This is a genomic window from Rhodanobacter thiooxydans (genome assembly GCF_030291135.1).
In the GTDB taxonomy this organism is placed as follows: Bacteria; Pseudomonadota; Gammaproteobacteria; order Xanthomonadales; family Rhodanobacteraceae; genus Rhodanobacter; species Rhodanobacter thiooxydans_A.
The window spans coordinates 2,811,304-2,834,905 of sequence record NZ_CP127409.1; the positions used below are offsets into that span (position 1 = coordinate 2,811,304).

The 23,602-nt window shown below is 67.2% G+C and carries 17 protein-coding genes and 1 riboswitch; of the genes, 10 read left to right on the forward strand and 7 right to left on the reverse strand.

Going from position 1 to position 23,602, the window contains the following annotated elements; translation table 11 throughout:
* Positions 1–71: 71 nt before the first annotated feature.
* The 3 genes from QQA13_RS13025 to QQA13_RS13035 all read left to right on the forward strand — a co-directional run bounded on the left by QQA13_RS13025 (position 72) and on the right by QQA13_RS13035 (position 7,027).
* Entirely contained in the window at positions 72–2,174 is a 2,103-nt protein-coding gene (locus QQA13_RS13025) for a site-specific DNA-methyltransferase (RefSeq protein ID WP_234411248.1), read from the forward strand.
* A complete protein-coding gene (locus tag QQA13_RS13030; protein WP_108470492.1) occupies positions 2,171–5,113 on the forward strand; it encodes a DEAD/DEAH box helicase family protein in 2,943 nt (980 codons plus the stop codon). Before QQA13_RS13025 ends, QQA13_RS13030 begins: the two co-directional genes overlap by 4 nt.
* 249 nt (positions 5,114–5,362) lie before the next feature.
* Positions 5,363–7,027: an APC family permease gene (locus tag QQA13_RS13035; RefSeq protein WP_108470491.1), complete on the forward strand. Its 1,665-nt coding sequence runs from the start codon at positions 5,363–5,365 to the stop codon at positions 7,025–7,027.
* 54 nt (positions 7,028–7,081) lie between these two features.
* Here the strand turns inward: QQA13_RS13035 and QQA13_RS13040 are convergent, their stop codons facing one another.
* The gene (locus QQA13_RS13040; protein WP_108470490.1) at positions 7,082–8,671 is read right to left on the reverse strand and encodes a hypothetical protein; all 1,590 of its coding nucleotides are present in this window, start codon (positions 8,669–8,671) and stop codon (positions 7,082–7,084) included.
* 235 nt (positions 8,672–8,906) lie between these two features.
* On the opposite strand from QQA13_RS13040, the gene QQA13_RS13045 reads away from it, so the two are divergent.
* Together QQA13_RS13045 and QQA13_RS13050 are read left to right on the forward strand one after the other, a co-directional pair.
* Entirely contained in the window at positions 8,907–9,497 is a 591-nt protein-coding gene (locus QQA13_RS13045) for a YceI family protein (RefSeq protein WP_108470489.1), read from the forward strand.
* Between the two features lie 124 nt (positions 9,498–9,621).
* Positions 9,622–10,320 carry a CDGSH iron-sulfur domain-containing protein gene (locus QQA13_RS13050; RefSeq protein WP_108470488.1) on the forward strand — a complete coding sequence of 233 codons (699 nt, stop codon included), beginning with the start codon at positions 9,622–9,624 and terminating at the stop codon, positions 10,318–10,320.
* Positions 10,321–10,339: 19 nt separating this feature from the next.
* On the opposite strand, the gene QQA13_RS13055 is transcribed toward QQA13_RS13050, so the two are convergent.
* From QQA13_RS13055 to metX, 3 genes are read right to left on the reverse strand one after another with little or no spacing between them, the layout of a single operon-like run.
* Entirely contained in the window at positions 10,340–11,422 is a 1,083-nt protein-coding gene (locus QQA13_RS13055; protein ID WP_108470487.1) for a homoserine dehydrogenase, read from the reverse strand.
* Complete coding sequence (gene metB / locus QQA13_RS13060; protein ID WP_108470486.1) at positions 11,419–12,606, reverse strand: cystathionine gamma-synthase; 1,188 nt, start codon at positions 12,604–12,606, stop codon at positions 11,419–11,421. The genes QQA13_RS13055 and metB overlap by 4 nt, the downstream gene beginning before the upstream one ends.
* 39 nt (positions 12,607–12,645) lie before the next feature.
* Complete coding sequence (gene metX / locus QQA13_RS13065; protein ID WP_108470485.1) at positions 12,646–13,668, reverse strand: homoserine O-succinyltransferase MetX; 1,023 nt, start codon at positions 13,666–13,668, stop codon at positions 12,646–12,648.
* Positions 13,669–13,756: 88 nt separating this feature from the next.
* Positions 13,757–13,872, reverse strand: a riboswitch (SAM riboswitch).
* 173 nt (positions 13,873–14,045) lie between these two features.
* On the opposite strand from metX, the gene QQA13_RS13070 reads away from it, so the two are divergent.
* Positions 14,046–15,062: a cysteine synthase A gene (locus tag QQA13_RS13070; protein WP_108470484.1), complete on the forward strand. Its 1,017-nt coding sequence runs from the start codon at positions 14,046–14,048 to the stop codon at positions 15,060–15,062.
* A gap of 51 nt (positions 15,063–15,113) precedes the next feature.
* The gene (locus tag QQA13_RS13075) at positions 15,114–15,848 is read left to right on the forward strand and encodes a 2OG-Fe dioxygenase family protein (RefSeq protein WP_108470483.1); all 735 of its coding nucleotides are present in this window, start codon (positions 15,114–15,116) and stop codon (positions 15,846–15,848) included.
* A 39-nt stretch (positions 15,849–15,887) separates the two neighbouring features.
* On the opposite strand, the gene QQA13_RS13080 is transcribed toward QQA13_RS13075, so the two are convergent.
* From QQA13_RS13080 to QQA13_RS13090, 3 genes are all read right to left on the reverse strand, one after another.
* The gene (locus QQA13_RS13080) at positions 15,888–16,256 is read right to left on the reverse strand and encodes a PilZ domain-containing protein (protein WP_199909793.1); all 369 of its coding nucleotides are present in this window, start codon (positions 16,254–16,256) and stop codon (positions 15,888–15,890) included.
* Entirely contained in the window at positions 16,253–18,451 is a 2,199-nt protein-coding gene (locus QQA13_RS13085) for a DUF1631 family protein (RefSeq protein WP_159082150.1), read from the reverse strand. The genes QQA13_RS13080 and QQA13_RS13085 overlap by 4 nt, the downstream gene beginning before the upstream one ends.
* Before the next feature lie 126 nt (positions 18,452–18,577).
* Positions 18,578–21,544 carry a bifunctional diguanylate cyclase/phosphodiesterase gene (locus QQA13_RS13090; RefSeq protein ID WP_234411247.1) on the reverse strand — a complete coding sequence of 989 codons (2,967 nt, stop codon included), beginning with the start codon at positions 21,542–21,544 and terminating at the stop codon, positions 18,578–18,580.
* 432 nt (positions 21,545–21,976) lie between these two features.
* On the opposite strand from QQA13_RS13090, the gene QQA13_RS13095 reads away from it, so the two are divergent.
* From QQA13_RS13095 to QQA13_RS13105, 3 genes are read left to right on the forward strand one after another with little or no spacing between them, the layout of a single operon-like run.
* Positions 21,977–22,333 (forward strand): DUF1304 domain-containing protein, encoded by a 357-nt coding sequence (locus QQA13_RS13095; RefSeq protein WP_108470480.1) that lies wholly within the window; start codon positions 21,977–21,979, stop codon positions 22,331–22,333.
* 11 nt (positions 22,334–22,344) lie between these two features.
* Complete coding sequence (locus QQA13_RS13100) at positions 22,345–23,007, forward strand: M24 family metallopeptidase (RefSeq protein ID WP_108470479.1); 663 nt, start codon at positions 22,345–22,347, stop codon at positions 23,005–23,007.
* The gene (locus QQA13_RS13105; protein ID WP_108470478.1) at positions 23,004–23,510 is read left to right on the forward strand and encodes a shikimate kinase; all 507 of its coding nucleotides are present in this window, start codon (positions 23,004–23,006) and stop codon (positions 23,508–23,510) included. Before QQA13_RS13100 ends, QQA13_RS13105 begins: the two co-directional genes overlap by 4 nt.
* The last annotated feature ends 92 nt before the right edge of the window (positions 23,511–23,602 follow it).

The window sequence follows — 23,602 nt, forward strand, 5'->3', positions numbered from 1 at the left end:
TCCTGCCTTCCAGTTCACGTATTGAGTTCACTATGATTAACGTATGTAGTTAATTCATGGGGAACGGCCGCGTGACCAATTCACTGCTGGAACAGCTGCCGGAGATCGTCAGGGAAGGCCGCAAGCACGCCGAGAAGATCCTGGAGAGCCTGGAAGGGCGCCACCGGGTCAGCCTGCAGACGCGCGAATGGGTGCTGCCTTCGAAGGACACCCGCGACAGCGACTGGATTGCCGCGGCGAACCGGCAGGCGCATCTGGGCGAGGAAGGCACGGCCGACTGGACCAACCGGCTGATCTACGGCGACAACCTGCTGGCTATGGCCGCGCTGCTGGCCGGCGACGAACACACGCCCAGCCTGCGCGGCAAGGTCGACCTGATCTACATCGATCCGCCGTTCGACTCCAAGGCCGACTACCGCACCAAGGTTTCGCTGCCGGGTGTCGAACTGGAGCAGCGGCCCACGGTGATCGAGCAGTTCGCGTATTCCGATACGTGGTCGGACGGTACGGCGTCGTATCTGGCGATGATCACACCGCGGTTGATTCTGATGCGGGAGTTATTGAGCGATAGCGGGTCGATCTACGTGCATCTTGATTGGCATGTGAGTCACTACGTCAAGTTGATGATGGACGAAGTATTCGGGAAGGACCGCTTTCAAAACGAAATCATCTGGGAGCGGACCAACGCCCATAACATGCCCACGAAGACCTACATCCGGGCGCAGGATGTGATTTTCTTTTACAGCAAGATGGAGTCGTTCCACTTCGCCAAGCAATTTACTGAATACGGCGAAGCACAGTTGTCCCGATACAAGAAAGACGAAAGTGGACGGCTATTCACCGGGCGCGACCTGACGTTTTCCACCGCTAATAGAAATCGTCAATTCGAATGGCGGGGCACGCAACCACCCGCACACCGTTCATGGGGATATTCCCGGGATGATCTGGAGCGGCTCTACCAAGAAGGTCGGATTCTGCTGAAACAGGATGGAACACCTCGCCTTGATGGACTGAAGGTCTACTTGGACGAAACCAAAGGCAAGCCGCTTACAACCATCTGGAACGATCTCGGACGGATCGGCAACACATCTGCTGAACGCATCGATTACGCAACGCAAAAGCCCGAAAAACTTCTCGAACGGATCATCCAAGCGTCTTGCCCAGACAACGGCCTCGTCGCCGATTTCAACGGTGGCTCCGGCACCACCGCCGCCGTCGCCGAAAAACTTGGCCGTCGCTGGATCACCACCGACCTCGGCAAGCCGGCCTGCATGATCATGCGCAAGCGGCTGATCGACCAGGGCGCCAAGCCGTTCCTGTACCAGGCGATCGGCGACTACCAGGTCGAGGCGGCGAAGAGCGCGATGGGACGCAGCTTCCGCGTCGGCGACCTGTCCGGCATCGTGCTGTCGCTGTACGGCGCGCTGCCGCTGCAACCGGAAGACAATCCGCTGCGCAATCTCGGCGCGGTGGTGTATGGCGGCAAGAAGACCCTGGTGCTGGTCGATTCGCCAAACAAGCTCACTGGCGCCGCCACCCTGCGCAAGGCGATCGCCCAACGCGAGCAATTGCTTGGCGGCTGGGATTCAGTAGTGGTTCTGGGCTGGAACTTCGAGCCTTCGATCGGCGAGAGCATTACCGCGCTCAACGACGACCGCCTGAAGGTGCTGGTGATCCCGCCCGACCTGCTCGACCGCCTGCGCAAGAAGGGCGGCATAGAGAAGCTGCGCGGCCAGGTGCGCTTCTCCAGCCTGCAGTACCTCACGATCAAGCCGGTGCGACGCGTACCCTCACCCCCAACCCCTCTCCCGGAGGGAGAGGGGAGACAAGAACAGCTGCAGGTCACCCTGGACAACTACGTGCTGCTCTCGCCCGAAGCGATCAATCTCGACGACGACAACCGCAAGAAGCTGCTCAAGGTGGCGAACGCCGAACCGCTGGCGCTGATCGAGTATTGGGCGGTAGACCCGGACTACGACGGATCGGTGTTCCGGTCGGTGTGGCAGGACTACCGCGGCAACACCGCCAACGACGACGACCCGCTGCGCGTGATCACTGCCGCCGAGTTCAGCGTGCCGCGCAAGGCCGGTGAACGTCGGGTGTGCGTGCGCGTGGTCGACGTGTTCGGCTTCGAGGCTGAAGTGGTGCAGGTGGTGGCGGAGCCGAAGGCATGAGTGTCGCCGACAACCCGCTGGCGCTGGCTTCCGCGCTCACCCACCGCACCGAACAACTCTGCATCGGCCTGGAACAGGGCATCGCCGACATCTACGAGCTGGTGACGCCGGTGACCACCGAGCTGTTGCGCTGGTGGTTCGGCGAGGATGCCTGCCAGTCGCGCACGTTCAATTTCCACCCCGGCCAGAAGCAGGCGATCCTCAACGTGATCGTGGCGCACGAGGTGCTGGACAGTCCGAACCTGAAGAACCTGTACGAGCAGGTCTGCGCCGAGGCGCTGCTGGAAGGCACGCGGCTGGCCGACGTGGCGCAGGACAAGCACGGCCACCCGAAGTACTGCCTGAAGATGGCCACCGGCACCGGCAAGACCTGGGTGCTGCAGGCGCTGCTGGTGTGGCAGCTCTTGAACAAGACCGCGGCACTGGACGAGGGGCGCGACGACCCGCGTTTCACCCGCCGCTTCCTGATCGTGGCGCCGGGGCTGATCGTGTACGAACGGCTGCTGGACGCATTCCTCGGCAAGGAGAACGAGGACAAGAGCCGCGACTTCGCCAGCTCCGACATCGCCAGCTACGCCGAGCTGTTCGCGCCGCCGGCACGGCGCGAGCGCATCGCGCAGTTCGTGCGCGGCAACGTCTGCACCAAGACCGAGATCGGATTGAAGGCTACCGGCAACGGCATGATCGCGATCACCAACTGGCACCTGCTCAGCGAGGCCGAAGAGGAGATCGAACAGGACGAGGCCGAGCGGGTCGACGCGCCCGGCATGGTCGCCGACGCTTCCCGCGTCGCCTACGACGTATTGCCACTGGTGCCCGGCCGCGCTGCCGGCAACAGTCTCGACGTGCTGGACCGGCGCTGGGCGCGCGGCAATGTGCTGAGTTACCTCGCCGACCTGCCCGAGCTGATGGTGTTCAACGACGAGGCGCACCACATCCACGAGTTGAAGAAGGAAGGCGAGACCACCGAGGTCGAGTGGCAGAAGAGCCTGTCGATCATCGCCGCAGGCAAGGGCCGCCGCTTCGTGCAGATGGACTTCTCGGCCACGCCATACAACGACGTCGGCAGCGGCAAGAAGAAGAGCAAGAAGTACTTCCCGCACATCGTGGTCGATTTCGACCTGAAGGACGCCATGCGGCTGGGCCTGGTGAAGTCGCTGGTGCTGGACAAGCGCAAGGAACTCGGCGCTCTGCCGCTGGAGTTCACCGCCGAGCGCGATGCCGATGGCAACGTGGCGCTTTCCGAAGGCCAGCGCGTGATGCTGCGCGCCGGGCTGCAGAAGCTGCGCAAGCTGGAGGCGGATTTCGTCCGGCTCGACGCCACGCGTCACCCGAAGATGCTGGTGGTGTGCGAAGACACCAAAGTATCGCCGCTGGTGGCGCAGTTCCTGCTTGACGAAGGCCTGCATGACGACGACGTGCTCACCGTCGACTCCGGCAGGAAGGCCGAACTGGGCGAGAAGGACTGGGCACCGTTGCGCCAGCGTCTGTTCAACGTGGACAGGCACGCACAGCCGCGGGTGATCGTCAGCGTGCTGATGCTGCGCGAGGGTTTCGACGTCAACAACATCTGCGTGATCGTGCCGCTGCGTTCCAGCCAGGCGCAGATCCTGCTGGAGCAGACCATCGGCCGCGGCCTGCGGCTGATGTGGCGCGATCCGGAATATGCCGACATCAAGCGCGAGAACCGCGAGCGGATCAACCACGGCGAGGAACCGGGTTCGCTGATCGACATCCTGTCGATCGTCGAGCACCCGGCGTTCCAGAGTTTCTACGACGAGCTGATGCGCGAAGGCCTGGTCGGCGAGACCAGTGACGACGAGGGCAGCAGCACCGGCGACCTGATTCCTTCCGAGCTGCGCGAAGGCTACGAGCAGTACGACTTCGCCATCCCGTTCATCCTGCGCGAGGTAGATGAGAGCGTCGAACACCTGCCGATCGAGGTCGCCAGCCTGCCGAGCTTCAGTGCGATGACCCGCGCGAAGCTGGCGGAGCTGCTCGGCAAGGGCGACACCTTCACCTCGCAGGACCTGCAGAGCAGTACCTTGTTCGGCGACTACCGCGTCGATGGCGCGGCGATGAACGTCAGCGGCTACAACGAGCTGTTGTCCCGACTGACCCGGCGGGTGAGTCAGGCGCTGAACCATCCACTGCCGAAGGGCAACAGGATTTCTCCGCACCTGGATCGCCCCTACCTGCAGATGAATACTGCCGCGCTCGCCACCGCGCTGGACGACTACATCCGCGAGCAGCTGTTCGGCGAAGCGTTCGAGCCGTTCGAGGACGAGGGCTGGCGACTGTTGCTGCTGCAGCCGGTGATCGAACACATCGTGCGCATCTTCGGGCTGGCGCTGGTGCGCGCCGAGGAGCACACCGTCACCGGCAGCACCGAGGTGCGACATCGCCGTCTCTCCGAGGTGACCCGGCTGATGGTGCGCGAAAGCGCTTCACTGGAAGTGACCAAGTGCATCTACGAGCGCCTGCCCTACCCCACCCGCAGCGGCGGTCTGGAACGGGCGTTCATCGAGTGGGCTCAGGCCGATGCCGGCGTGGAGGCGTTCTGCAAGATCAGCGAGAACCGGCACGACTTCGTGCGCCTGCGTTACGTCAAGGAAGACGGCATGGCGGCGCTGTACATCCCGGATTTCCTGGTGCGTACCGCCGACGCGATCTACCTGGTCGAGACCAAGGGGCAGGAGCAGGTCAGCCATCCGAACGTGCAGCGCAAGCTGAAGGCCGCGACGACCTGGTGCGAGCGGATCAATGCGCTGGAGCCGGAGCAGCGCGGTGGTCGCGTGTGGCATTACGCACTGGTCGGCGAATCGCTGTTCCATGACTGGCGAGAGAAAGGTGCCCGACTGGGCGAATTGCTGGCGTTCTCGCGGGCTCGCGCGGCACCGACGGCGCAGTCGCAGGGCGGGCTGGCACTGGACGACTGAGTTCACCCCCTTGTACACAGCGCGCCCCGTCACGCAGGAGCCCGCCCGCGGGCGATGCTTTTCGAATCCCGAATCCCGGCTTTCAACAGACGAACGTCTGCTCATTCCGGCCAGCAACATCGCCCGCGAGCGGGCTCCTGCCAATGGGGTCGTGCCGGGCCGTGACCTTGGCGGGGTGACAGGGGGCGGTCAATTCTGCAACCATCGGCCCCTTTCCGGCGCGCTGCGCGTCGACACGGGAACCCTCACATGACCCAAGAACGCGCGATCCGCCGCGATGTCGGCCCGTTCGCCCTGATGCTCACCGGCCTGGGCTCGATCATCGGCTCCGGCTGGCTGTTCGGCGCCTGGCGCGCGGCGCAGATCGCCGGGCCCGGGGCGATCTGGGCGTGGGTGATCGGCGCGGCGGTGATCATGGCGATCGCGCTGACCTATGCCGAACTCGGCTCGATGTTCCCCGAATCCGGCGGCATGGTGCGCTACGGCCACTACTCGCACGGCTCGCTGGTGGGCTTCATCGCGGCGTGGGCGAACTGGATCGCGATCGTCTCGGTGATCTCGGTCGAGGCGGAAGCCTCGGCGCAATACATGTCGTCGTGGAAGTGGCAGTGGGCGAAGGACCTGTACCACCAGGCGCCCGGCGGCCACGGCGAGCTGAGCACCGCGGGGCTGATGATCGCCGCCGCGCTGGTCATCGTGTACTTCTTGTTCAATTTCTGGAGCGTGAAGCTGTTCGCGCGCTCGAACACCGCGATCACCCTGTTCAAGCTGGTGATCCCCGCGCTCACCGCGGTGCTGCTGATGATGAGCGGCTTCCACCCGGAGAATTTCAGCGTCGGCATCCACGGCGAACTGCACAAGACCGACTTCGCCTCGGTGCTCACCGCGGTGGCGATCGCCGGCATCGTGTTCAGCTTCAACGGTTTCCAGAGCCCGGTGAATCTGGCCGGCGAAGCACGCAACCCCGGCCGCAGCATCCCGTTCGCGATCGTCTGCTCGATCGCGCTGGCCACGGTGATCTACGTGCTGCTGCAGGTGTCGTTCATCGGCGCGGTGCCGCGCGAGATGCTGGCCAACGTGGGCTGGCACGGCATCAACTTCAGCTCGCCGTTCGCCGACCTGGCGATCATCCTCGGCCTGCAGTGGCTGGCCACGCTGCTGTTCATCGACGCGGTGATCAGCCCCAGCGGCACCGGCATGACTTATACCGCCACCACCGCGCGCATGCTGTACGGCATGGAGCGCAACGGCACGCTGCCGAAGATCCTCGGCCGCATCCACCCGAAGTGGGGCGTGCCGCGCCCGGCGATGTGGGTGAACCTGGTGGTGTCGTTCCTGTTCCTGTTCTTCTTCCGCGGCTGGGGCACGCTGGCGGCGGTGATCTCGGTGGCCACGATCATCTCCTACCTGACCGGCCCGGTCAGCGTGATGACCCTGCGCCGCACCGCGCCGGGGCTGCACCGCCCGCTGCGCCTGGCCGGCCTGCCGCTGCTGGCCGGCGTCGCCTTCGTCATGTCCACCGAGCTGCTGTACTGGGCCCGCTGGCCGCTGACCGGCGAGATCATCCTGCTGATGGTCGTGGCCCTGCCGATCTACTTCTACTACCAGGCGAAGAGCGGCTGGCACGACTTCGGCCGCCAGATGAAGGGCGCCTGGTGGCTGGTCGCCTACCTGCCGACGATCGCCTTTGTCTCCTGGGCCGGCAGCACCACCTTCGGCGGCAAGGGCTACCTGCCCTACGGCTGGGATCTGGTCGTGGTAGCGGCGATCGGCTTGGTGTTCTACCTGTGGGGTGTGCGCTCGGGCTGGCGCACGCCGTCGGTGGAGGCGGCCGAGCTGGAGGCGCACGCCCATCCGGACGCGCCGCTGGTACCGCCGGACGAATGGGCCGCCGAGCGCATCACCGGGCATTGAGCAGCCTGTGCCGATGCCACGGAACGCGCGGCGACGAGCCGCGCGTTTTTGTTTTCAGCGAACGGCAGCCGTGCGCCGCGCATCGCCCAGCGACAGCAGCACCAGCACGATCGCCAGCACCAGATAGGCACCGGCGAACTGCCACACCAGCCCACGCGATGCGGCATCGAGCAGCCACGGCAGGTAGATGCCGCCGGACAGCTCGACCGAATGGATCACCCCGAACAGGCTGAGCGCCCCGCCCAGCAGCAGGATCAGCGCAGCGCGCCGCGGGCGGTGGTCGATCAGGGCCACCACGAAGCTGGCCCAGACCATCGCGGTGATGATGAAGCCGTTGCCCAGCACGGTGATCACCGCCAGCTCGGAGATGCCGTGCGCGCCGTCGTTGAACAGCCGTGCGAATTGCTCCGGCGAGACGTACGTTGGGTCGCTCAGCTTGATCGTGAGCATCCGCGCGATCGCCGGGAAGAAACTGAACACCACCGCGGCCGCGTAGCGCATCGGCGTCGCCTCGAACGCCTGCACGGTGATGCCGATCGCCACGAACACCAGGATCGGCGCCAGCACCGGCAGCGGCAGCAGCTCGACCAGGTTCGACAGATAGCCGAACACGCCGCCCAGCCCGACCACGATGCCGGTGAGCAGGGTGTAGCCGCTGCGCGCGCCCATCGCCTTGTACGACGGCTGGCCGATGTACGGCGTGGTCTGCGCCACGCCGCCACAGAAGCCGGCCGCCAGCGTGGCCAGCGCCTCGACCAGCAGGATGTCGCGGGTGGCATAGTCGTCGCCGGCGGCGCGTGCGCTCTCGGTAACGTTGATGCCGCCGACCACCATCAGCAAGCCGAACGGCAGGATCAGCGGCAGGTACGGCACGATGTACGCCAGCCCGTCCACCCATTGCAGCGTCGGCCACGGCAGCGCGAAACGCCACTGCCACGCCGCCGGCGGGTGATAGCCCGTGCCCAGCCAGCCCGGCGCGCCGAGCCCGTAGTACAGCAGCGCACCCACCACGAACGCCACCAGCACCCCGGGCAGGCCGAACGGCATCCGCGCGTGCGCGACCAGCGCGTACAGCACCACACCGAGCCCGGCGAATCCCACCACCGGCAACTTCAGGATTTCCACCAGCGGCAGGAAGCCCATCAGCACCAGCGCGATGCCGGCGATCGAACCGAGCAGGCCCGCGCGCGGCACGTGCCGCTGCACCAGCGCGCCGAAGAACGACAGCACGAACTTCAGCACGCCCATCACCACCAGCGAGGCCATGCCCAGCTGCCAGGTGGCGATCGCTGCGGCATGTTCGTCCATGCCGCCCTGCCTGAAGCCGAGGAAGGCCGGGCCGAGCACCAGCAGCGCGATGCCGATGCTGGTCGGCGCATCCAGCCCCAGCGGCATCGCGGTGACGTCGTCGCGGCCACTGCGCCGGGCCAGCCGGCGCGCCATCGCGGTATAGGCGAGGTTGCCCAGCAGCACGCCCAGCGCGGTGCCGGGAAACATGCGCAGGAACACGATGTCCGCGGGAAAGCCGAACAGGCCGATCAGCGCCGCGGCGAGGAAGCCCATGATGGACAGGTTGTCCACCAGCAGGCCGAGAAAGCCGTTGAGGTCGCCCGGCGCGAACCAGCGGTTGACGGGAGTGCTCATGCGCAGGACCCGCCAGTGCCGATCGCGCCGCCGCCGTGCGGGCATGCCGGCGACGCCGGCGAACGGGAATTCATCGAGTCATCTCTCCAGCATGGGGATATCCGGACATTGGCGGCAACCGCGCGGCGACGCAATACGGGATGGTGGCGAATACCCGCGCATGGCATTGTCGAAATCGCGGCGCCCGATTCGTCGTTCCCGCAGACACCTCTCCTGCCACGCAAGGAAACCGTCCATGATCCGCACCGCCCTTCACGCCCTCGGCCTGCTCGCCCTGCTGTCGCTGGCCACCGCCAACGCCACCGAGGTGAAGTACCAGCTGGACCCCGACCACACCTACCCCAGCTTCGAGGCCGACCACCTCGGCGGCCTGTCGGTGTGGCGCGGCAAGTTCAACCACAGCAGCGGCACGGTGACGCTGGACAAGGCGACCGGCAGCGGCACAGTGAACGTCGTGGTGGACATGAAGAGCGCCGACTTCGGCCAGGACCAGCTCAACCAGAAGGCGCAGGGCGAGGAGCTGTTCGACACGGCGAAGTATCCGCAAGCCATCTACCAGGGCCACCTCGCCGGCTTCGTCGACGGCAAGCCGACCCGCGTGGACGGCACGCTCACCCTGCACGGCACGACCCGCCCGCTGACGCTGAAGATCGACAGCTTCAAGTGCATGCCGCACCCGCTGCTGAAGCGCGAACTGTGCGGCGCCGACGCGCTGGCCACCTTCCAGCGCGACGCCTTCGGCATGGATGCCGGCAAGGCCTACGGCTTCAACATGGCGGTAACGCTGCGCATCCAGGTCGAGGCGATCGCCGTGCCCACCACCTGAGTCGCCTCGGGCCAGCGCCACGTACCGCGCGCTCTGTCATTTCGAATGACCGCCCATCACGGCACAAGTTGTACAGTGGATTCCTGGATCGTGGCCTTCACGTTGTTCAACCGAGGGGCGTCAGATGAATCCGCAGAAGCCGGTGGGTGCCCGAGTCAAGATTTCGAAGAACGGCCCCTATCTCGTCTCCGGGGCGCTGCCTCTGCACAAGCAGACCATCGGCACCAACGAAGATGGCGAGTCGACCAGCTGGGACAAGGGCCGGCAGTACCCCGCGCAGGAGCAATATGCGTTGTGCCGCTGCGGCCACAGCGCGAGCAAACCATTCTGCGATGGTACGCACGCCAGGATCGGATTCGACGGCAGCGAAACAGCGAGCCGCGAGCCCTATCTCGATCAGGCCGAAGTCATCCGCGGCCCGACCATGTCGCTCACCGACGTCGAGGGCCTGTGCGCGTTCGCGCGCTTCTGCGACCCGCATGGCAAGGTATGGAACCTCGTCGGCGAATCCGATGAGCCCGTGGCCGGCAAGCACTTCGTCAGCCAGACCTGCGCCTGCCCGTCCGGGCGGCTGGTGGCCTGGGACAATGAAACCGGCAAGCCGATCGAGCCCGCGTTCGAGCCATCGATTGCCCTGATCGAGGATCCTGCCCAGCACTGCTCCGGCCCGATCTGGTTGCGTGGCGGCGTGCAACTGATCGGCGCTGACGGCTTCGCCTACGAAATACGCAACCGGATGACCTTGTGCCGCTGCGGTGCGTCGCGGAACAAGCCATTCTGCGACGGCTCGCATGCGTCGATCGGGTTCAGCGACAGCGAATGAGCCGTCGGCCCGGGCGGGTTCAGCCCAGCGCCAGCACATCCCCCAGCAACGCCTGCGCAGTCACCTCCGGTCCCGCACCCGGCCCCTGGATCACCAGCGGCTGGGCGTGGTAGCGGGTGGTGGTGAGCGCGAACTGGTTGTCGGTGCCATACAACCGCGCGGCCGGGTGGGTGAGCGGCACCTCGGCCAGGCCGACGCGGGCATGCCCGCGCTGGTTGAGCCGGGCCAGGAAGCGCAGCACGCAGCCGCGCGATTTCGCCTCGGCATGGCGCGCCGCCAGCGGTACGTCGAGTTCGTCCAGCCGCGCCAGGAACGCCTCGGTATCCAGTTCGCGCAGCGACTCGGGCACCAGGCCTTCCACCTGCACCTCGTCGGTGCCCAGCGCGAAGCCGGCGTTGCGGGCGATGATCAGCAGCTTGCGTGCCACGTCCTCGCCGGACAGATCCGAGCGCGGATCGGGTTCGGTGTAGCCGAGCTGGCGCGCTTCGCGCAGCAGCTCGGAGAACGGCCGGCTGCCGTCGTACTGGTTGAACAGCCACGACAGCGAACCGGAGAACACGCCTTCCAGGGTGAGCAGGCCGTCGCCGCAAGTGCGCAGCCGGCGCAGCGTGGACAGCACCGGCAGACCGGCGCCCACCGTGGCCGAATCGCCGTAACGGCCGCCATTCGCCAGCGCCGCCTGCAACGCACGCCAGCCGGACAGTTCGCCGCCGGCCAGCGCCTTGTTCGCGGTGACCACGTGGTAGCCGTGCGCCAGCCACTCGGCGTGGCGCGCGGCCAGCGCCGTGCTGGCGGTGGCGTCGATGATCACCTTCACCGCCGCGTCGCTGGCGTCCAGCGCGGCGAGCAGGCTGGCGTTGTCGCGCGGGGTACCGTGCTGGTTCAACTGCTCGCGCAGGTTGCGCCGGGCCAGGCTTGCCGGATCGGTCTGCTGGCGCCGCGAGTTCGCCGCGCCGACCAATCGCAGCGAGCCCGCAGCGGTGGTGTTGAGCAGCTTCAGCAAGGCGCCGCCAACCACGCCGGTGCCGAGCAGCACGACCGCGATGGTGGAGGATGCCTCGTTCGCGACGCCTGCCGCGCGCTCGGCGAGCACCGCGCTCATGCAAGCACCCGGCGTTTGGACGTCCCTGCCGCCGCGGCACGGAGCAGCGCCGCGTCGAGATCGCGCAGCAGGTCGTCGCCGTCCTCGATGCCCACCGACAGCCGCAGCAGGCTGTCGGCGATGCCGGCGGTGCGGCGCGCCTCCGGCGCCATCGATGCATGGGTCATGCTGGCCGGGTGCGCGATCAGGCTTTCCACGCCGCCCAGCGACTCGGCTAGCGAGAAATACTGCAAGCCGTCGACGAAGGCCTCGATCTGCGCCACGTCGCCGTCCAGTTCGAAGCTCAACATCGCGCCGAAACCCTGCTGCTGGCGCGCCGCCAGCGCATGGCCGGGGTGGCTGGCCAGGCCGGGGTAATACACCTTGCGCACGGCGGCGTGCGCGTCCAGCCGCTCGGCGATGCGCGCAGCGCTTTCCTGGTGCTGGCGCAGCCGCACGCCGAGCGTGCGCAGGCCACGCAGGGTCAGGTAGCTGTCGAACGGCGCGCCGGTGAGGCCGTTGCAGTTGGCCCACCACTTCAGCTGCTCGGCCAGCGCCGCGTCGCGCGCCACCGCCGCGCCGCCGACCACGTCGCTGTGGCCGTTGATGTACTTGGTGGTGGAGTGCACCACCAAGTCGGCGCCGAGCAGCAGCGGCTGCTGCAGCGCCGGCGACAGGAAGGTGTTGTCGACCACCAGCAGGGCGCCCACCGCGTGCGCCGCCTGCGCCACGTGGCGGATGTCGGTGATGCGCAGCAGCGGGTTCGACGGCGTCTCCACCCACACCAGCGCGGGCTTCTTCGCCAGCCCCGCGACCAGCGCTGCCGGATCGGTGAGGTCGGCGAACTCGACCTGGAAGCGGCCCTTCTTCGCCCATGCGTCGAGCAGCCGCCAGGTGCCGCCGTAGCAGTCGTGCGCCGCCAGCACCCGCGCGCCGGCCGGCACCAGTTCCAGCGCCAGCGCCACCGCCGACATGCCGCTGGAAGTCACCACCGCGCCGGCGCCCTGCTCCAAGTCCGCCAACGCCTCGCCGAGCAGGTCGCGGGTGGGGTTGCCGCTGCGCGAGTAGTCGTAGGCGCGCTTGCGGCCGAAGCCGGCGAAACTGTAGTTGGTCGACAGATGCAGCGCGGGCACCACCGCGCCGTGCTGGGTGTCGCTCTCGATGCCGGCGCGCACGGCGCGGGTACAGGGGGCGGGCTCGGTCATCGGGGCAATCTCCGGTTCTGGTTGTGCGGGGACGGGGAATCAGGCCAGCGCTTCGCGCAGCAGCGGCGCGAGCTGTTCGGGTTCTTTCAGGAAAGCGTCGTGGCCGTACGGCGACTCGACCACTTCCAGCGTGGCCGGCCCATGCAGGCGGCGCTGCAGTTCGCACAGGTCGGCCAGCGGCACCAGCCGGTCGGAGGGGAAGCCGATCAGCGTGGCCGGCACGGGAATCTGCTCGGGCTGCACGTCGTGCAGGTCGATCGACTCGGACAGCGCGAGGAAGCGGTCCGCATCGAAGCGCTCGACGAAACGGCGGCCCTGGTGCGCCAGGTAGTCCTCGACCGGGAAGTGGAAGCGCTCCTCGCGCCACTCCGGCCCACCGGCGAAACGTCGGCCGAACTCGGCGCTGCCGCGGTAGGTGGTGATCGCCAGCTGGCGCGCCAGCGCCAGCGCCTCGTCGGCCTGGCCGCTGGCCTGGCCCAGCCGCACGATGCCGCGCTGCACGCTGCGCTGCGCAGTGCTGAGCGGATGCGGCCGGTGTGCGCCAGCCAGCAGCAGCAGGCGGTCCACGCTGCGCGGGTGCCGCGCGGCAAACGCCAGCGCCACCATCGCGCCATAGGAGGAACCGACGAAGGCATGCGCCTGCGCGATGCCCAGCTCGCCGAGCAGCGCGGCCAGCGCGTCGGCCTGATCCTCGCTGGAGACCGAACCGGCGCCGAGCCGGTCCGGGCTGAGCCAGTCGATGGACAGCACGCGCCAGCGCTCCAGGTCGATCGCCGCGCCGCGGCCGACCAGCGCCTGCCACCAGCCCGGCGCCGCATCGCCGTCCAGCGCGGTGACGTCGCGGTCGGCCGAGATGCCGCCCTGCACGATCACGGTGGGCGCACCCGGCGCACCGCACCACAGGTAGTCCACCTCCACCTCGCGCGGACCGCTGCCGTACTTCGGGCTGAGCCGCAGCCGGCGCGTGCTGCGCTGGGCGGCCAGCCGTGCACGCGGTTCGGCAGGAACGGCGCAGGCGGCCTGGCTGGCTTCGGTACGGCGGGCTTCGCTCTGGAACGTCATGGAACTCTCTCCGGTCGGCATCGCCCTGCGAAGTGCCGGAAAGGTCGCCAGCCCCGGTTTCGGCGGCAGACCGCCGCGAGCCGGATGGCGCCCATCTTCCGGTGGGTGCCAAGGCACCTCCGCAGGAGTTGGCACCGTGGCGGAAACGCTCCGCAGGTTGCCCCGGCTTCAAAGGGCCTGTCCCTCAGCCGGTCTCGATGAGTGGAACGGATAGTGATGGCTTCATGTATCCGTGTCAATAGACGTCTAAACGTCTAGGCGTATATATGTTCATTCGATCGTGTCATCCGTCGCGTCGCCCCCGATGCCCAGGAAAATCCCTTTGGGATGCGGAAGGAAAGGCGCAAAATCGACACTCCCAAGCCAAACCTTCATCGATGAGCATCCAGCCCGACCTCTCCGCCGCCATCGGCCACACGCCGCTGCTGCGCCTGCGCCACGCTTCCGCCCTGACTGGCTGCGAGATCCTGGGCAAGGCCGAGTTCCTCAACCCCGGCGGCTCGATCAAGGACCGCACCGCGCTGGGCCTGCTGCTGGACGCCGAGCGGCGCGGGCAGATCCGCCCCGGCGGCCGCATCGTCGAGGGCACTGCCGGCAACACCGGGATCGGCCTGGCCCTGCTTGGCGCCAGCCGCGGCTACCGCACCACCATCTTCATGCCGGACACGCAGAGCCGCGAGAAGATCGACGCGCTGCGCATCGCCGGCGCCGAGGTGCGGCTGGTGCCCGCGGTGCCGTACAAGGACCCGCACCACTACGCGCACCAGGCGCGCGCCCATGCCGCGGCCGCGAACGCGGTCGAGCCGGGCAACGCATGGTTCGCCGACCAGTTCGACAACACCGCCAACCGCGACTGGCACGAGGCCAGCACCGGGCCGGAGATATGGGGCGATGCCGGCGGCCGCGTCGACGGCTTCGTCTGCGCCGCCGGCACCGGCGGCACCCTGGCCGGGGTGGGGCGCGCGCTGAAGGCACGCAACCCTGGCGTGCGCATCGCGCTGGCCGACCCGGCCGGCTCGGCGCTGGCCAGCTACGTCAACACCGGCGAGCTGGTCGCCAGCGGCAACTCGATCAGCGAGGGCATCGGCTCCAGCCGGGTCACCACGAACTTCGACGGCGCGCCGATCGACCTGGCCTGGTCAATCCCCGACGACGAATCGGTACCGCTGTTGCACCGCCTGCTGGCCGAGGAAGGCTGGTGCACCGGCGGCTCCAGCGGCGTCAACCTGGCCGGCGCGATCCGCCTCGCCCGCGAGCTCGGCCCCGGCCACACCATCGTCACCGTGCTCGCCGACGCCGGCACGCGCTACCAGGCCAAGCTGTTCAACCCGGCGTTCCTGCGCGAGAAAGGCATCCCCGTACCGGACTGGCTGGCACGGGCGTTTCCGGGCTGAGCATCCCGCACAGCCATCGCCGCTTCATGCCGGCCCTGCTAACGTAAACAAATGACTCCCCTCCCCGACACGTCCGCGCTGCACGACCGGCTGCAGCGCGACGGCTTTGCCTTCGTCACCCCCGACATCATGCGCACGCTGCTGGAAGCTTCCACGCTGGACGACTGGCCCGCCTTCGTCGCCAGCTGGAACGACCTGGCGCCGGACACCTACCTCGCCGCCAGCGGCCGACACCGGCGGCGCCGGCATGCCACGTTCGCCGCCGATGCCGATGGTGGCATCCGCCGCGAGGCGCACCAGCCGCACTACCAGAGCCTCAAGTACAACCCGCTGCAGGGCGACATCCAGCGCTGGTTCGAACCGGTGCTGCCGGCCATAGGCGACGGCGCCAGCCTGCACCGCATCCTCGGCTTCTGCCGCGACTGCTTCGGCGCGCTGGCCCCGGCTGTCAGCCGCTGGCACGTCGAGGTGCACCAGTTCCGCATCGAGGCGCGCGCGGACGAGGCTGGTGAACCCACGCCCGAAGGCGTGCACCGCGATGGCGTCGACTATGTGCTGGTGCTGTTGATCGACCGCGAGAACATCGAAAGCGGCACCACCACCATCCACGCCCGTGACGGCGCCGTGCTGGGCAGTTTCACGCTCACGCATGCGCTGGATGCGGCGCTGGTCGACGACGCCCGCGTGCTGCACGGCGTCACCGCGGTGACGCCGCTCGATCCGGCCCGACCCGCGCATCGCGACGTGCTGGTGGTGACGTTCAAGGCCGTGACCAGCGCGACTTGAGACGCGCTCGCGCAAGGCAGTTCCCGCCTGGCACGAATCTCAGCCGGGCAGCGCCAGCCACGCGTCGAGCCGCGCGTCGTCCTCTTCGCTGATCGCGATGATGCGATAGCCCGCCCAGACCAGGTCCGCCGCACCCGGCGACTCGTGCCACTGCTCCTGGATGCCTGCCTCGATGTATTGCGGCACGGCACTGTCACCGGACAGCGGCAGGCGCACCTGGTGGATCGCCTCACTTTGCGGCGCCGCCGGGCAGATCAACAGCATGCCGGTACCGGACAGGTTGCCGATCTGCCCCATCGGCTCGCCGGTGATGACATCCATCACCGTCGCCGCGAAGGCGACCGGTTTGCGCCGGGTTCGGCGCTGGTCGCGATCGTGTTGATGCGGATGGTGGCCAGCCTGGCTCATGCGTCACCTCCCTGGCGGGGCGAATGGGATTGCCGGCCCAGCTCCCGGGTAACCGCGCGCCAGGCGTGATCGAGTACGTCCTCGTGCTCCGAGGCGATCTCGCGCACACGGGCGCTGGCGATCTCGCGCGCCAGCTGCAGCTCGCCCAGCTCCTCCGCCCGCTGGCCACTGCGCGTGACAAACAGGCTGTGCCCGGTCAACGACGAATACCAGACCAGCCGCCGCCGGGTCGCGCGTCCGCCGGCCGGATCGGCGAACTCGAACCATGCCCCGGGCGGCAGTGCGCGTAGATGTCGATGCACGCGCAACACATCGGGGCCAGGCGCACTCGCGGCCAGGTCGGGCGCATGCACGGCGGGCGCGACGCCCGCGTCTCGCGGAGGATCGTCCGGCCGCTTACGGCTTCCGAATCGCGTGGCGAGCTGGTCGGCGCCGGCGGGCTTGTCCGATGCCCCCTCCCGGCTCGCTTCCGTCATCTGCCGGGCCAGTGTCGCGAGCTCCTCGTCCGGCATGCCGATCTGCCGCAGACCAGCTTCCACTTCGAGCTGCAACTTGTGGCGATCGCCCACCGGCAAGGCGCCGAGCAACTGGTCGGTGACCGCCAGTCGCGTTCCGAAGACCTGGCTCTGTTCGCCATGACGCAGCAGGGTCAGCGCCAGCACATCCGACCACGCCTGATCGAGCTGACCGCGCACCCGCGATGCCCTGGCGAGGCGAGGGGACAGCAACTCGCCCACCCGGTGGCGCGCCTGCTCCAGGCGCTCGAGCCCCTGCATCGCATCCACCTGGCGGCGCTCCGCCAGTTGGGTCTTGTGCTGCAGGTAGGCGAGGTATTGCTCGATGTCGTCCAGCAGCGAGACGTAAAGCGCCACGCTGGGCGCTTCATGACCGGCACGTTCGATCAGCTGGCCCAGCTGCATGCGCAAGCCGCGATCGGACAAGCCGCCGGCGTCATCGAGCCAGTCGCGGGCGATTTCGGCGATCCGGCCAAGCACCTTGCGCGCGGGATGGTCATGCTGCTCGGAGAACCCGCGATCGATCAGCGCCATGCGCAACATGGGCAGCTGCAGGTCACGGATCAGGGTCTGCGCGTCGCTGGCGGGCGGCAACTGCCGGGCGATCTGGCCGAACAGGCGCACGATGAGTTCCACCGTGTCGTCCTGCTCGCTGGACAGGCTGGCGCGCGTGGCGTGGCCCGGGCGCCCGACGCTGAGCTGGATGAGCAGCTCTTCGCGCAGGCGCGAAGGACGGTTCAGATCGATGCGAGTCTCCTCGTCCGCATCCCGCAGGTGCGCCTGCAAGGCGGCGAGCGCGGCTTGCAGCTCCTCGTCAGTGACCGCGTTGTTGTCCCGCCCGCCGAAGGCACCACCCATGCGCGGCGGCACGGGCGCTGCACGCGGCGACGGCGGCGCGACGGCCTGCGTGGCGACCGCCGGCACGGCCGGCCTGGCTGGCGCCTCCTGCCTGGCCGGATCGCGGCGTGGCGCGGTGCGCGGCAACGCAAACGGGCGCAGCTGCGGCAGGATGCCATCGGCGCAGAAGTGGGCATTGACCAGCTCGTACAGCGGCGCCAGCCCCTGGATCAGGCTGCCCTCCAGGCTCTGCAGCAGCAGCAACTCATGCACGCTGGGCAGACCCAGCGTGCGACTGGCCTCGCGAAAGGCGCCGGCCATGGCCTGCGGCCCGATCGGCAGCGCTTCGCTCTCCAGTGGCGACGCCCCGATCAGCACGGCAAACCGATAACCCAGCTCGATGAGTTGCGGACCGCCGCGTGCCTCGCTGCGTGCGACCAGCTGATCGAGCGCGGCAGCCAGTTCGTGCTCAAGCGGGTCGAGCAGGCTCAGCGTTTGCGGGGCGGCCGCCGCGGTCCTGGCGATGGGCATGCCGAGGCGGTCGAATGCCCGATCGACACTGGCGATGAAGCGCTGATCGAACACCTTGCGCTCGTCGCGCAACCGCAGCCGGGTAGCCAGATACCGCTCCTGTTCGAGATGGCTGGCCGTGAGCTGGGACTGCCGGTGCAGGCTCATGTCGAAATGGTCGAGGCTGCGCCCCAGCGGCTCATGCAGCCAGTTGGCGCAGAGCGTACGCAGCTCGCCAAGCAGGCGGCGCGTGCGTGCCGGCCAGCGTGCGTCCGGATGGCGCACCGGATCGGCATCGCCTCCCGTGCGCGGACCTGTCTGTTCATCAGTCATGACAACCTCCAGACCCGGACGGCATTCCATCGCCACCGGGCCGATCAAGCCGGTATCGGTCAAAAGCGGCAGACATTCAGCCCACGCCCGCCGTCAAGATTCTGGAAATCCGCCCGCACCGTCATGTCATGTCCCAAACGCATCCGGCGGCACCGGAAGGGCGCCTGGCCGACCCAGCAGATAGCCCTGGCCGAGCTCGCAGCCCATGTCCAGCAGCATCCGGCGCTGGGTCTGGGTCTCGATGCCTTCGGCGACCACCTGGATGTTCAGCGCGCGCGCCAGCGCCAGGATCGCCTCCACCATGACACCGCTGGTGTTGCTCGTGTGGCCGACTTCGTCCAGTTTCTGCACAAAGACCTGATCGATCTTCAACATGCGCAACGGCAGCGAGTGCAGGTAGCTGAGCGACGAATAACCCGTACCGAAATCATCGAGCGCGGCGCCTACGCCGGCCACGCGCAATCGTTCGAGCGTGGCGTGCACGCGTTCGGCATCGTCCAGCAGCGCGCCTTCGGTGACTTCGATGATCAGGCGCGAATTCGGCAGGCCGGTGGACTGGAGCAACTGGAGCAGGCGCGTGTCGAAATCGACATAGCGCAGGTGCCTCGCCGAGACGTTGAGCGTCATGAACGTGTCGTCGCGGCCATGAAGCATGAGCTGGCGGCAGCTGAGTTCGAACATGCGCCAGTCGATCGCTTCGATCAGCCCGCTGTCCTCGGCGATCCTGATGAAATCCCCGGGCCCGAGCAGGCCGCGCGCCGGATGGTTCCAGCGCAGCAGTGCCTCATGGCCAACCACCCGACCGTCCCCGAGTCTGCAGATCGGCTGGAAATACGGTTCGAACTCGTCGTTCTGCAACGCATGGCGCAGTTCGGCCTCCAGCGTCAGCACGTCGACCATGTTCTTTGCCAGCGCCTCGTCGAACATCTCGAAACGCTTGCGGCCACTCTGCTTTGCCCGATACAGCGCGATGTCGGCATCGCGCAGCAGGTCATCGGCGCTGTCGTAGCGACAGTGCTTGTCGGCAACGGCGATGCCGATGCTGGCCGAGGGCTCCAGCTCCTTGCCTACCAGCTGCAGCGGCTCGCTCAGGCATTTCAATATGCGTTGCGCCACCATCACGGCCATGGCGGGGGTTTCCACGCCCTCCAGCAGGATCGCAAATTCGTCGCCCGAGAGCCGCGCCACCACGTCGGGCTCACGCACGCAATGCATCAGCCGCCCGGCGATTTCCTTGAGGAACGCGTCCCCGGCCAGATGGCCGAGGCTGTCGTTGATCACCTTGAAGCGATCGACGTCCAGATACAGCAGCGCACAACGCCGTGCCGGTTCGCGTCGCAGCAGCGCCAGCACCCGATCGAGTCGATCACGCAGGTAGCCGCGGTTCGGCAGCCCGGTCAATGAATCGTGCATCACCTGATGCTTCAGCTGCAGCTGGATCTGCTCGCGCTGGCGAATCTGCTGCAGCAACTCGTGCGTGCGCTCTTCCACCCGCTGTTCGAGCTGCGCATTGGCCTGGTGCAGCGAAGCGGTGGAACGGCGGCGGTAGATGCTGTTGGCGATCTGCAGCGCGGCGAAGCTGAGCAATTCCTGATCCGCGGCGTCGTAGGCGTTCTCCTCCGCGTAGTTCTGCACGGCCACGAGTCCGATCACCTCGTCGGCGACCACCAGCGGCACGCCCAGCCAGCATTCTGCGGGGGCACCGATGTTGTGCCGCATGACTTCGCCTTCCTGCAGCAGCATCTCGACATCGGCCAGTCGCCCCAGGAACGGACGGGCACGCCGGAGAACGTATTCGCTCAGACCGTGCCCGAGCGGCCGAACCAGCGTGCGGCGCACTCCCTCGTCCACGTAGTAGGGAAATTCGAGCATCTCGTGATCGTCGGAAATCAGCGCGATGAAGAAATTCTCCGCATTGAGCAGGGCACCGACCACCGCATGGGTTCGTGCGTAGAACTCGTTCTCGTCGATGTCCGCGGTCGCCAGCTGCGCCAGCTGGAACAGGGCACCCTGCAGTTGCTCGGCACGCTGGCGCTCCAGCACCTCCAGCTGCAGGCCATGATTGGCCTCGGCCAGCTCGAGTGTTCTGGTCTGTACGCGCAGCTCCAGGTCGTTCTTGCTCTGCTTGCGTTCGAGCGCGGTAAGGATGTGGCTGCCGACGAACTCCAGCAGCGCCCGGTCTTCAAGCGTGTATATGGTGCCCTCGCGATAGCTCTGCACCACCAGTGCACCATGCACCTGGCCATTGCGCAGCATGGGCACGCCGAGCCAGTCGGCACTTTCGGGGCCAGCCTTGATGACCGGCCCGTTCACCTGTTCGTCAAGCTGCTCCTGACTGCCCATCAACGGCTTTCCGCCGGTCAGCAGATGCCAGGTCAGGGTATGGCGCCGGCCTTCCAGCGGCACGTCGCGGGTGGTGTCGAGCCCTTCCTTGTCCTCGACGTCGGCGTAGTAGAGGAAGCGCATCGTGCCGCGCTCCTCGTCGTAACGGACGATCAGGAAGTTCTCGCCATACATCAACGTGCTGACGATTTCGTGGATGCCGCGCAGGAGTTCGGGCATGTCCAGGTCCGAACCGGCCAGATCGGAAATCGCGAACAGCGCCCGCTGCAGCTTTTCCGAACGCTCCAGCTGCTTGTGCGAACCTTGCACGCCGGTCAGCTTCAACGTCTGTTGCAACCGCTGGCTGGCCATGTCGAAATGCCGATCGAGCGCGATGGGCAGGCTGGTCGCCAACTGTCCGCGAGCGAAATGAAGCAGCAACACCGCGCGGTCGTCCGGCACCAGCCGCCATGCCAGACGACGGCCATCGGCATCGAGGGCAAAGCCATTGCCGACAAGCGCCGCCTGTGACCAGGCAGCCTCATCAGGGGTCACGCTGGCTCCGCAGGGATGCGCGTCGATCTCGCCACCCCACAACACGCTCGCTCTCTCGCAGTCGGGGAAGGCGCACGCCAGCTCAACGATCACCTCTGCGACCTCGACGGGCGTCGTCGCGACGATCAAGCGACGCAGCCATGCCCGCTCCTCCGCCGCCGTAAGCGGCATCGGGCAGGAGATACGCGATTGCACGTTGATGTTTGTTGTGGACATGCCCGCAGCATGCAATGCCTGTTCCAGACAAGCTGAACGACGACGGCCGCGGCGGCTACTGTGATGTCCATCACATATATCGGCGGCTTGCGTTCATACAAAGCCCGTCGCCGGGCAGAACGAGGGCCGGTGATGCGCAGGGGCCGTTGCCGCGAGAGTGATCCAGCCGTCCGGGTTCGTGAACCGTTCAGCGCACCGGTCAACGCGGGAAAGTCCGGCGCGCGGCCGTGGTCACAAACTGCCTGAAACCGGCATGGTCGAGACAGCCATTCCGTGCGGCCACGGCGTGCACCATCCGGCGCGGATCGCTCGCCCGGCACTACTTGATGGAACGATACATACCGGCGTTTGCGATGGACCGGAACGGCTGCGACACTTCACGGCACGACGCCGGCGCAAGAGGCGCCTCCCGCCGCCACCGGAACCCGTGCCATGTCCATCGCCGGAAATGTCGTGATCGCCCTGGTCGCCCTGCTGCATCTGTGGTTCCTGATCCTTGAAATGTTCCTGTGGACGAGGCCTTCTGGCCGCCGCGCGTTCGGCACCACCGCCGAGTTCGCCGAACAATCGAAGGCACTCGCTGCCAATCAGGGGCTTTACAACGGTTTTCTGGCGGCCGGCCTTGCGTGGGGCCTCTGGCTCGGCGCCGACGGTTTGGGCGTCAAGGTGTTCTTCCTCGCTTGCGTGCTTATCGCCGGCATTTTCGGCGGATTGACCGCGAGCCGGAAAATCCTGTGGATACAGGCGTTGCCGGCCGTGATCGGGCTGGTACTCGTTCACCTGGCTTGAGACCGGCATCCATGGCGCCTCCTTCTCGCGAAGCGGTCGGGCCACGCTTCGATCCCACGCTCATGCAGCGGGCCCGCGAGAAAACCTGGGCGGCGCTGCACGGTATCCGCGCGCGCATGCGGCCGGGGATCAGCGAGGACGAAGCGAAAATGGAGGCCGCCGAAGTCTTCCGCGAGCTGGGTTTCGAGCGGCTGTGGCATCCGGCGCTGATCCGCATCGGCGCCAACACAGTAAAAACCTATCGGCAGCGCTCCGACCCCGGTGTGCGGCTGGGCGAGAACGACAGTTACTTCATCGACCTCGGGCTCGTGTTCGACGGCCATGAGGGTGACGTGGGCGATACCTTCGTGGTCGGCCACGCGCCGCAGCGGCAGGCCTGCGCGGAGGCGGCGCGCGCGCTGTTCGGCGAAGTGGCCGACGCGTGGCGGGCACAGGGGCTGAGCGGCCAGGCGCTGTATGCGTTTGCCGGCGAGCGTGCCGCGGCGATGGGCTGGCGGTTCAATCACGCGATCAGGGGGCACCGGGTCAGCGACTTCCCGCACGCGATCCACAAGGGCGGCGACCTCGGCGATCTGGAAGCGTCGCCTTCGAGCGGATTGTGGATACTGGAAATCCAGATCGCGCATCCGACGGAACCGTTCGGTGCGTTCCATGAGGATATGCTCGTCGCATGAAGGTCCTCGTCTACGGCAACTCCGGCTCCGGCAAGAGCACACTCGCCATGCGGCTGGCCAAACGACACGCGCTGGCCCACCTGGATCTCGACACCATCGTGTGGGAGCCGGTGCAGATCGCCGTGCTCCGTGCAGCCGATGCCATCGCTGCGTCGCTGCACGAATTCCTCGGCAGTCACGCTGCCTGGGTGATCGAAGGCTGCTATGGCGAGCTGGTGGAAGCCGCCGCGCCGCATTGCAGCGAGCTGGTATTCCTCAATCCCGGACGCGACGCCTGTCTCGCCAACAACACGCGTCGCCCGTGGGAACCGCACAAGTACGCGTCGCCGGAAGCACAAGACGCCATGCTGATGAATCTGCAGGCATGGGTCAGCGGCTATTACGAGCGCGACGACGACTGGTCGTATCGCAGCCATCGGCAGATCTTCGATGCCTTCGACGGCAACAAAGCGGAACACATCCAGCCGGTTCCGCTGCATACTGATTCAGCCGATCGCCGCTGATCGCCTGCACTTGTCGCCCATTGAAATGCCGTCGACAGGCAGCACCTGAGCAGTCCCCACCCTGCGCTTGTCGCAGCGCTTTCCGGAGTCCC

Bases quoted from the DNA above. Each gene is read 5' to 3' on its own strand.
- QQA13_RS13030 (WP_108470492.1), top strand. From the start codon at position 2,171: ATGAGTGTCGCCGACAACCCGCTGGCGCTGGCTTCCGCGCTCACCCAC.
- QQA13_RS13035 (WP_108470491.1), top strand. From the start codon at position 5,363: ATGACCCAAGAACGCGCGATCCGCCGCGATGTCGGCCCGTTCGCCCTG.
- QQA13_RS13040 (WP_108470490.1), bottom strand. From the start codon at position 8,671: ATGAGCACTCCCGTCAACCGCTGGTTCGCGCCGGGCGACCTCAACGGC.
- QQA13_RS13045 (WP_108470489.1), top strand. From the start codon at position 8,907: ATGATCCGCACCGCCCTTCACGCCCTCGGCCTGCTCGCCCTGCTGTCG.
- QQA13_RS13050 (WP_108470488.1), top strand. From the start codon at position 9,622: ATGAATCCGCAGAAGCCGGTGGGTGCCCGAGTCAAGATTTCGAAGAAC.
- QQA13_RS13055 (WP_108470487.1), bottom strand. From the start codon at position 11,422: ATGAGCGCGGTGCTCGCCGAGCGCGCGGCAGGCGTCGCGAACGAGGCA.
- metB (WP_108470486.1), bottom strand. From the start codon at position 12,606: ATGACCGAGCCCGCCCCCTGTACCCGCGCCGTGCGCGCCGGCATCGAG.
- metX (WP_108470485.1), bottom strand. From the start codon at position 13,668: ATGACGTTCCAGAGCGAAGCCCGCCGTACCGAAGCCAGCCAGGCCGCC.
- QQA13_RS13070 (WP_108470484.1), top strand. From the start codon at position 14,046: ATGAGCATCCAGCCCGACCTCTCCGCCGCCATCGGCCACACGCCGCTG.
- QQA13_RS13075 (WP_108470483.1), top strand. From the start codon at position 15,114: ATGACTCCCCTCCCCGACACGTCCGCGCTGCACGACCGGCTGCAGCGC.
- QQA13_RS13080 (WP_199909793.1), bottom strand. From the start codon at position 16,256: ATGAGCCAGGCTGGCCACCATCCGCATCAACACGATCGCGACCAGCGC.
- QQA13_RS13085 (WP_159082150.1), bottom strand. From the start codon at position 18,451: ATGACTGATGAACAGACAGGTCCGCGCACGGGAGGCGATGCCGATCCG.
- QQA13_RS13090 (WP_234411247.1), bottom strand. From the start codon at position 21,544: ATGTCCACAACAAACATCAACGTGCAATCGCGTATCTCCTGCCCGATG.
- QQA13_RS13095 (WP_108470480.1), top strand. From the start codon at position 21,977: ATGTCCATCGCCGGAAATGTCGTGATCGCCCTGGTCGCCCTGCTGCAT.
- QQA13_RS13100 (WP_108470479.1), top strand. From the start codon at position 22,345: ATGGCGCCTCCTTCTCGCGAAGCGGTCGGGCCACGCTTCGATCCCACG.
- QQA13_RS13105 (WP_108470478.1), top strand. From the start codon at position 23,004: ATGAAGGTCCTCGTCTACGGCAACTCCGGCTCCGGCAAGAGCACACTC.